Below are 8,728 nucleotides of genomic sequence, written 5' to 3'. Positions count from 1 at the left end.
TAGGCAATCGCCGTTCTACGGGGCCTTGTTGCTTCCCGGCCCGCAGACACGCCCCCCGCGATCAGTCCGTGACCTGGCCACTCGCTCCGACCATCTCAACATCCGAGAACGCAATCAGCCCTGGAACTCGGGTTTGTCGCCTAGCTTCAACTCGTGGGCAAGGCTGTCGATGAAGTTGCGCTTTAGCTCCCGCCCGCCGTACTTCCACGCGTCATACCGGGCGACCCTTACCTGCTTTGGAGCGATGCGGTCCAGGTGCTGCTTGATCATTGAGTAGACGCTTGACTTGCCGGATCCCCACGCGCCGAACAAGGCGATATTCACCGGTGTCTCAGCGGTCCAGGCGATCTCGGCGACCCCGCGCGCGATGGCGTCGTGCTCAAGCAGATCCTGCGCCCCGGGCGCAAGCCTGTTGTCCGGAATGAGGTCGCCTTCGCAGACGACCTCTTGCGCCTGCGCCTTAGCTGGCAGTGCCACCAAGAGGATGCTCCTTTAAGTTTCTCAGAGCGCAACCTTAGGTGCCCAGACTGGCACCATGGAGGTTAAGCGGACGATGACCGGGCAGTTGATCAGGATGCATCGGCTACTGCGCCGTACGTAATCTCGACTGAGAACACGTAGCTCAATAATCGAGCGGCGCACGTTTCACTCCTGCTTGGTATGGGGGGACCACTCGTCGGCGAAAGTTTCTAGTTGCTGGATGACCTTGTCGATGGCGGCCTGCTCTTCGTCGGGCGGGTAGCCGTGGCGGGCCAGTAGGCGCTTGATGATGGAGCGGAGCTTGGCCTGGACGTCGTCGCGGGCGGTCCAGTCGGTGGACAGGTTGCGGCGGACGGCCTTGACCAGGTCGCGTGCGATGGCGGCGAGTTGGTCGTCGCCCATCAGGGTGCGGACAGTGTCTTTGGCGGCGACCGCGTCGTAGAACGCGAGTTCGTCGTTGCTGAGCGCCGGGTTGAAGGTCTGGCCCCGGTTGGCGTCGGCGGCGACCTCCTTGGCCATCGCGACGAGCTCGGCGATGATCTCGGCTGCCGTGAGGTTCTGGTTGGTGTACTTGCGCATGAGCTCCAAGAGGCGGTCGGAGAAGCTCTGCTGGCGCACGATGTTGTGCTTGGTGACCTTGCGCATCTCCTGCTGGACGAGCCGGCGCAGCGCCTCGATCGCGATGGCGGGATGCTTGGCGGCCTGCATCTTCTTGATGTAGTTCTCGTCCAGGTGGGACAGGTCCGGCTGGTCCAGGCCGGCTTCCTTGAACAGGTCGATGACGTCCCCGGCCTCGATTGCGCTGGCGGTGAGCTGCTTGAGGTAGAGCTCGACTTCGGCGGGGACGGGGCGGCCCTCGGCCTGGCGGCGGGCGGCGTCGAGCTTGAGGACGACCACGCGAACGTCGCGGAAGAACGCGATGTCGTCGCGGACGTCGTTCAGGTCGCCGCTGGTCGCGCACACGGCGTAAAGGCGGGCGAGGCGTCCGGCGCAGCGCAGGAACTTCTCCTTGAGCGTCTCCTTGTCGGGGTCCGACGCGTCAGGGAGGTTGAGCGGGTGCTGCGGGTTCCAGATGTAGTCGGCGGTTCCGCGGACGGCGTCGCGGTGGGCTGTGGACGTCCTGGCCCGCAGGGTTTGGCGCCAGGGGTGGTCTCTGAGTAGCTCGCCGATGCCGTCGAGGAGGTCGCGGACCTTGGTGATCGCCTCGTCGAGGTCGCGGCCCATCGGCTTGGTGTGCTGGTCCTCGGTGGTGTATTCGGCCAGCGCGGCGATCAGCTTCTCGTGAAGCGGTGCGTAGCCGACCATGAGGCCGTCCTGCTTGTTGCGGAACGTGCGGTTCACGCGGGCCAGGGTCTGCATGAGTTGGGCGCCACGCATCGAGCGGTCCAGGTAGAGCGTGTGTAGCGGGGGCGCGTCGAAACCGATGATCAGCATGTCCTTGACGATGATCAGCTCAAGCTCGTCGTCGACATCCTTCATGCGCCGCTGGACGGCCTTGTGCTCGCGGGGACGCAGCCGGTGCTTGCGGAGCTTGTCGGGATCGCTCGTGGACGAGCTGTAGACGACCTTGATCTTGCCCGCGTGGACGTCGTCCGAGTGCCAGTCCGGCTTTATGGCAATAATTTGCTCGTACAGATTGGCGCAGATCTCCCGCGTGCTGCACACGATCATCGCCTTGCCGGGGGCGTCGATGAACGGCCGCATCGCCTCCGACCGCGTCTCCCAGTGTTCGACGATGCTCCCGGCCAGCTTCTCCAGGCGGGCGGGCGCACCGTAGACGGCGTTGAGCGTGGCGGTGGCGTGCTCGACCCGCTTGCGCTCGGTGTCGTCCAGGTTCTCGGTGACCTTGTCGGCCTCCTCGTCCAGGGTTTCCGGATCGACGTCCTCGGGCAGTCTGAGCTCGATCAGGCGGTTCTCGTAGTAGACGGGCACCGTGGCGCCGTCCTTGACGGCCCGGGTGAGGTCGTAGATATCGATGTACTCGCCGAACACGTCCTGGGTGTTGCGGTCGACGTCGGAGATCGGCGTCCCGGTGAAGGCGATCATCGTCGCGTAGGGAAGCGCGTCCCGCAGGTGCCGGGCGTAGCCGTCGAGGTTGTCGTAGTGGCTGCGGTGCGCCTCGTCGACGATCACGATGATGTTGCGGCGCTCTGAGAGACGCGGATGCGGCCGTCCGGAGTCCTTCTCCTCGGTCGTCTTGCTGAACTTCTGCAGCGTCGTGAAGTAGATGCCGCCGGTACGCCGATTGGACAGCTCGGTTCGCAGGTCGTGTCGGCTGTCGGCACGGACGGGGTTCTCCGGGAGCAGCTCGCTGGCGTTGAAGCCGTCGAAGAGCTGGTCGTCCAGGTCGTTGCGGTCGGTGATCACCACGATGGTGGGGTTGCCGAGCGCGGGGTGCTTGAGCACCTGGTTGGAGTACAGCTCCATCTCGAACGACTTGCCGGACCCCTGGGTGTGCCAGACCACGCCGGCCCTGCCGTTGCTGCGCACGGCCTCGATCGTCTTGCCGACCGCCTTGGACACCGCGAAGTACTGGTGCGGCTTGGCGATCAGTTTCTCCAGCCCCTCGTCCGACTGGGCGAACGCGACGTAGCCGGTCAGCAGCTCCACGAAATGCCGCTGCTCGAACAGGCCGTGCAGCGTGAGGCTCAGCTCGCTGTTCTCCCACTCGGCCGCGGGCTGCTCTACCGGCTCGCCCGCCTCGTCGACGTTCCAGGGCGCGAAGTGGTTGAAAGGGGTGAACGCGGTGCCGTACTTGGTGGTCACGCCGTCCGAGATCAGGCACACCACGTTGCACCGGAACGCTTCCCACATGTCCTCGACGTAGGCCATGAGCTGCGCGTGCGCGGCCTCAGGCGTGGCCCGCTCGTCGCTCATCTTCTTCAACTCGAAGACCGCGACCGGAAGTCCGTTCATGTAGAGGACGACGTCGAAACGCCGCCGCTCCTCGCCCTTGACGACCATCACCTGGTTGGCCGCCACGAAGTCGTTGCGGTACGGATCGTTCCGGTCGATCAGGTGGATGGTCGGATGCTGCTCCGCGCCGTACTCGTCGACGTAACTGATACCGCGAATGCCGCCGGTCAGGTACTCGTGAATCCGGCGGTTCTCCGCCTTCGCGTCCTGGGACTGCGGCGACAGCACCAGGGCGACGACCTCGTCCACGGACGATGCGGGCAGGCCCGGGTTGATCCGGACAATCGCGTCCCGCAGCCGGCTCGGGATGATCAGCTCGTCCCAGGACTCCCGCTCACCCGAGCCCACGGCGATCTGCTTGCCGTCCTTGTACTCCCAGCCGAGATCGCCGAGCGTACCGAGCACGTCATGCTCGAAGTCGGCCTCGCTGTAGCCGCTCATACGGCATCCTCCACGACCTTCTCCGCGTCCCTGATCCTGACCTCGCCCGACATGAGCTTCGGCAGCAGCCCATCCCGCATCTCAGCAAGGGTGCGGTTTTCTTTCTCCACTTGCTCTTGGAGCTTGAAGTGAGGATGCGCTTGCTGGGCGATGTCCATGGCAGCTTCAACATCAGGAATCCAGACCTTGATCGATAGCGCCATGTCTCGATTTAGTCCTGGGATCGCCGAATCGCCAACCTCCCCCCTCAACGGTGTTGTCCGAAGGAGGAGGTAGAGGAACTCCATAGGCATGTTCGAGTTTCTGGGAATTACATAGAATGCTGTGTCTATTGGCCAAAAGTCGGAGTCTGACCAAGAAACTGAACCGGCATTCGCACCCTTGCGCCCTACTATGATTCCGGGTCCGGATACGAGTGCACGATAATGACTCCCGGATGCTCCATTTCCTCCGAATACGGGAATGTCGCCTGGGATCCGATCGCTGGCTTTTAGTGCCTTGCCATAGCGAAGTTCGACGATCTCGCGAAGTTCGACCTGCCGCGATTTTGCGATGAAGATGCTCTGGGATAGCGCCTGCAGGACGTCCTTAGATCCGGTGATGATACGGTGATTGACGGCGATCTTGTCATCGAGGGAGCCAAGGAGGCCGGCGATGGCATATTGCTCGCTACGTGGCGGCAGGATGACGGGCAAGGCGCTGAGGATTTTGGTGTTGAGGTTCAGCATGGTCGCACCGACGGCGTGGCGCGTTATCCATTCCCGAACCCGAGGATGGCCGAGATAATAGGAGACGAACTGTGGGATAGCCTCGGATCCTATGCGCACTCTGAGGCAACCAGTGCCACATAGCCACCCTTGCTGCTCTCTTCTTATGAGGGCGCGGCGTGTGACGTCTCCTCGCCTGGAGTAGACGATATCCCCCTCTTTGAGAAGGAATCTGGACAGGCGGTTGACGTCAGCATCTCTGATGCGGGCGATTCCGTCTTCATCGATGATGTTGTCTCCGATATTCTGAGGCATCACGCTGGGGGTTCCTGAGGAGACATAATCTGATGCGTGCAGTTGGCTCCCGAACGGCCCGGTCTGAATGCTCCCCCCGCCAGCGGCGCAAACGTTGCCTAGAGTCGTGACTTCCCAGCGTTCTGGTGCGGGGAATAGCAACTCAGACATCGAGGTTCTCCATTTGCTTTCGGATGATCCGTTCGAGGCGGGCGGATTCTTCGAAGTGGGTGAAGAGCCCCTTGGTGAGGCGGTCAATCTTGTCGGCGATGGGCTCGTCGTCCTCTTCGGCCTCGGGGGCGCCGACGTAGCGGCCGGGGGTGAGGATGTGGTCGGCTTCGCGGATCTTGTCGGTGGTGGCCGAGTGGCAGAAGCCGAGTTCGTCCTCATACGCCAGGCCCGTCTCGCTGGCGCTGGGAGTGCCGCGCCATGCGTGGTAGACGTTGGCGATTTTCGTGACGTCATCGTCGGTGAGGACGCGTTCGGTGCGGTCGATCATCGTGCCCATGTTGCGGGCGTTGATGAACAGCGTCTGGCCTTGGCGGTCGGTGTGGCCGGCGCGGGCGGACTTGTCCTTGGTGAAGAACCACAGGCAGGCCGGGATCTGCGTGGTGCGGAACAGCTGCGGGGGCAGGGCCACCATGCAGGCGACGAGGTCGTTCTCCACGAGGGCTTTGCGGATGTCGCCTTCGCCGGACTGCTTGGAGGACATCGAGCCGTTGGCCATGACGACGCCAGCGCTGCCGTGGATACCGAGCTTCGAGATGATGTGCTGCATCCAGGCGAAGTTGGCGTTGCCCGCGGGTGGGGTGCCGAAGCGCCAGCGGGGGTCGTCGGTCCTGCGGTACCAGTCGGACATGTTGAACGGCGGGTTGGCCAAGATGTAATCGGCCTTGAGGTCGGGGTGGCGGTCCTCGTAGAAGGTGTCGGCCCACTTGGTGGACAGGTCGCCGCCGATGCCGTGGATGGCAAGGTTCATCTTGGCCAGCCGCCAGGTGCGTTCGTTGGCCTCCTGGCCATAGACGGCGATGTCGTCGCGGCGGCCACGGTGGCTGAGGACGAATTTCTCGGCCTGCACGAACATGCCGCCCGAGCCACAGCACGGGTCGTACACCCGTCCCTTGTACGGTTCGAGGATCTCCACTAGGACCTTGACGACGCTGGCTGGCGTGTAGAATTCGCCGCCGCGCTTGCCCTCGGCTCGGGCGAATCGCTCCAGGAAGTATTCGTAAACCTCACCGAGAACGTCGCGGGCGGACTTGCCGTCGTGTCCGGTGAAGCGGGCGTCGCTGAGCAGGTCGACGAGTTCGCTGAGGCGGCGCTGGTCGACGCTGTTCTGGTTGTAGATCCGGGGCAGGACGCCGGCCAGGGACCGGTTGGTCTTCATGACTGCGTCCATCGCGGCGTCGATCAGCTGACCGATCGCTCCGGACTTGGCCTGCGCCGCCAAGTCGGGCCAGCGGGCACCCTCAGGAATCCAGAAGACGCCCTCGCGCTCGTACTCGTCCTTGTCGTCCAGGAACGACTCGTGCCGCGATTCCGGGACGCCGTCGGCGATGAGTTCGTCGCGGATCTGGGCGCGGCGTTCGGCGAAGGCGTCCGAGACGTACTTCAGGAAGACCAGGCCGAGGACGAAGTCCTTGTACTGGGCGGCATCCATCGAGCCGCGGAGCTTGTCCGCAGACTTCCAAAGGATTGCCTTCAGCTCCGCCATCGTGGACACGCCTGGCAGCTCGGCCTGTCCGGCGGGGGTCTTCTTGCGGGGCGGCATCTATCTCCTCTATTCGGGTTGTCGCGTCAGCCGATGGGGTCGGCGAGGGTCAGGGTTCCATCGGCGAGGCCGGTGGCGGCGATGCCGCGCAATTCGTCTAGGGCGGCGATCTCGCGGCGGGCGCGGTCACGGCGGTCGTCCAGGTCGGCCAGCAGGCGGTCCAGTTGCTTCAGCTCGGACGGAGACAGCAGTGGCAAGGCGAGTTCGTGCAGGCGTTGCGCCGGGCGGATGGCTCCGTCGGCTCGTCCCGCGCGGTCCAGCAGGGCGGCCAGCGCGCGGGGCGTGAAGTGCTTCTTGCCGTCCTCTTCGATGCGCAGGATGCGGGCCGGGAACTCCACCACCGAGTGGCCGTCGTGGTCGACGGCGGCGGCCGGACGCGGCGCGGTGGTGATGATGACGTCGCCGGGCTTGCTGTGCCGGGCGCCGGGGCAGGACTTCTCGAATTCGATGCGGTCGACGCGGCGGCTGCCCGGTTCGCTTTCATCGAGGACTTCCGCAGGCCCGAAGACGGGATAGGAGTTCGTCGCGTTCACCGTGCTGGAGGCAGACCGTACGAGACCGGCTGGCAGGCGGGTGCCCTTGCGCAGCGACAACTCCTTGGGACGGCCTCTGCCGGCGAGCTCGGCAATGGTCGCGGTACGCGGCGGACGCGGCATCGGGACGGCCGACAGGTCACTGTTGAGGCGGGGCGCGTCCGGGCGGGCCTCCCACACCACGCGTTCCAGCTCCAGCGTGCGTGCAACGCGTTCGGGTACCTCCCAGCGCAGATCGTCCTGGGACGGCAGATAGCGGGGAAGCAGGGGACGCGGCGAGGCGATCAACGCGCCGACCGGGGTGGCGACGGTGTGGACGCGGGGGTGTGCCTCGGGGTCGAACTGCTCGTCACGCCAGGCCAGCACATCGGTGACGAGGGCGTCGACCAGTCCCGGAGTGAGGGCGCGGTCGGACACGTCGGCCAGCAGCACCTTGCCGCGTTCCCCGACCGCGTAGTCGGCGGTGAGCACCCATAGCGCGACCTCATATCCGGGTCGGTAGGGGATGAGCCCGCCGGGCAGCCGGATGACGGCCTTGACCGAGCCTGAGCGCAGCAGTTCCCCTCGTAGGATTCCGGCGTCGCTGGTCGGGTCGAGCGCGGCGGTGGTGTCGGCGGGCGCGACCACAATCGCGGTCGCGCCGTGGGGCAGCGGCAGCAGCAGGTCGTTCAGCGCATTCAGCGACAGTACGGCGGAGCGCTCCTCGGCAGGACGGTAGGGCAGTTGCGTGACGACGATCGTGGCCTCGTCCAGGCAACCGTCAAGGTCGGGGCGGACCTCGTACTCGACATCAGGAACGTCGCGGACGGCCAGGCGCCGCCGCGTCAGCCGCGCCGCGACCGGGTCGGCACAGCAGGCGGTGATGCGCAGGACCTGATCGTCGCGGAGAGTGCCAGCGACCGCAGTCAGCAGGTCGCCGACTCCGGCGTAGGGGTCGGCGAGCCGTACTTCGCCGTCGCGGTCGGCACGGGCGCGGGCATTGGCCAAGCCCGCGACCAGGGACTCCAGCACCGGGTCCAGCCGGCCGGACGACATGTCGGCCGCGCCGAGCCGGTCGCGGACCTGCATGATCCGTTCGAACGCGCCGTGGGTGCTCCAGGCAGCCTCCACCAACTCGTTCACGGCTGTCGGCAGCCAGGACGTACGCAACCCGCGGATCTCCGAGGCCAGGATGTCGTCGTCCGGGTCGGTCTCGTCCGCCTGCTCGCGCAGGCGCGCCATCAGGGCCGGCGTCTCGTCGTCGAGCGGCTCGTCATCGGAGAGATGGCGCAGGCAGATCAGTGCGGTCAGCGCAGGTATCAGCGTGCGTGGTGGCAACTGGGCGCCGAGCCGGGCGAGGGTGTGGACCCGCAGGTCCCCTTCGACCTCGCCCCGCTCGGCCCGCCCCGTCTCGACCAGCCAGTCGACGATGTGCGCGGCGTCGAAGAGCTGCTGCCCGCGTTCTTCGGTCGCCGGTTGCGGGAAGTCCGGGTGGCGGCGGCGCCAGGTGCTGACGACCGGTCTTTGCACGTCCGCCAGCTCGGCGATCTCCGTCATCGACATCAGGAGCGCCTCGTCACGAGCGACCATCACCGTCAGCACCTCCT

At 65.5% G+C, this 8,728-nt stretch carries 5 protein-coding genes; all 5 read right to left on the bottom strand.

Going from position 1 to position 8,728, the window contains the following annotated elements:
* Nucleotides 1–114 precede the first annotated feature (114 nt).
* A complete protein-coding gene (locus SM611_RS03935) occupies nt 115–477 on the bottom strand; it encodes a P-loop NTPase fold protein (RefSeq protein WP_371947413.1) in 363 nt (120 codons plus the stop codon).
* A gap of 168 nt (nt 478–645) precedes the next feature.
* Nucleotides 646–3,837 carry a type I restriction endonuclease subunit R gene (locus tag SM611_RS03930; RefSeq protein WP_371947390.1) on the bottom strand — a complete coding sequence of 1,064 codons (3,192 nt, stop codon included), beginning with the start codon at nt 3,835–3,837 and terminating at the stop codon, nt 646–648.
* On the bottom strand, nt 3,834–5,009 hold the full coding sequence (locus tag SM611_RS03925) for a restriction endonuclease subunit S (protein WP_371947389.1): 1,176 nt from the start codon (nt 5,007–5,009) through the stop codon (nt 3,834–3,836). The genes SM611_RS03930 and SM611_RS03925 overlap by 4 nt, the downstream gene beginning before the upstream one ends.
* Complete coding sequence (locus tag SM611_RS03920; protein WP_371947388.1) at nt 5,002–6,609, bottom strand: class I SAM-dependent DNA methyltransferase; 1,608 nt, start codon at nt 6,607–6,609, stop codon at nt 5,002–5,004. The genes SM611_RS03925 and SM611_RS03920 overlap by 8 nt, the downstream gene beginning before the upstream one ends.
* A gap of 26 nt (nt 6,610–6,635) precedes the next feature.
* Complete coding sequence (locus SM611_RS03915; RefSeq protein WP_371947387.1) at nt 6,636–8,714, bottom strand: hypothetical protein; 2,079 nt, start codon at nt 8,712–8,714, stop codon at nt 6,636–6,638.
* Nucleotides 8,715–8,728 lie beyond the last annotated feature (14 nt).

Origin of the sequence: Actinomadura monticuli, assembly GCF_041463655.1 — a bacterium.
GTDB lineage: Bacteria > Actinomycetota > Actinomycetes > Streptosporangiales > Streptosporangiaceae > Spirillospora > Spirillospora monticuli.
The sequence above is the reverse complement of the archived record's forward strand: the minus strand, read 5'-3'. Positions and strand labels throughout refer to the sequence as shown.

Coding starts and splice junctions, on each gene's coding strand:
- SM611_RS03920 (WP_371947388.1), bottom strand. CDS start 6,609: ATGCCGCCCCGCAAGAAGACCCCCGCCGGACAGGCCGAGCTGCCAGGC.
- SM611_RS03930 (WP_371947390.1), bottom strand. CDS start 3,837: ATGAGCGGCTACAGCGAGGCCGACTTCGAGCATGACGTGCTCGGTACG.
- SM611_RS03925 (WP_371947389.1), bottom strand. CDS start 5,009: ATGTCTGAGTTGCTATTCCCCGCACCAGAACGCTGGGAAGTCACGACT.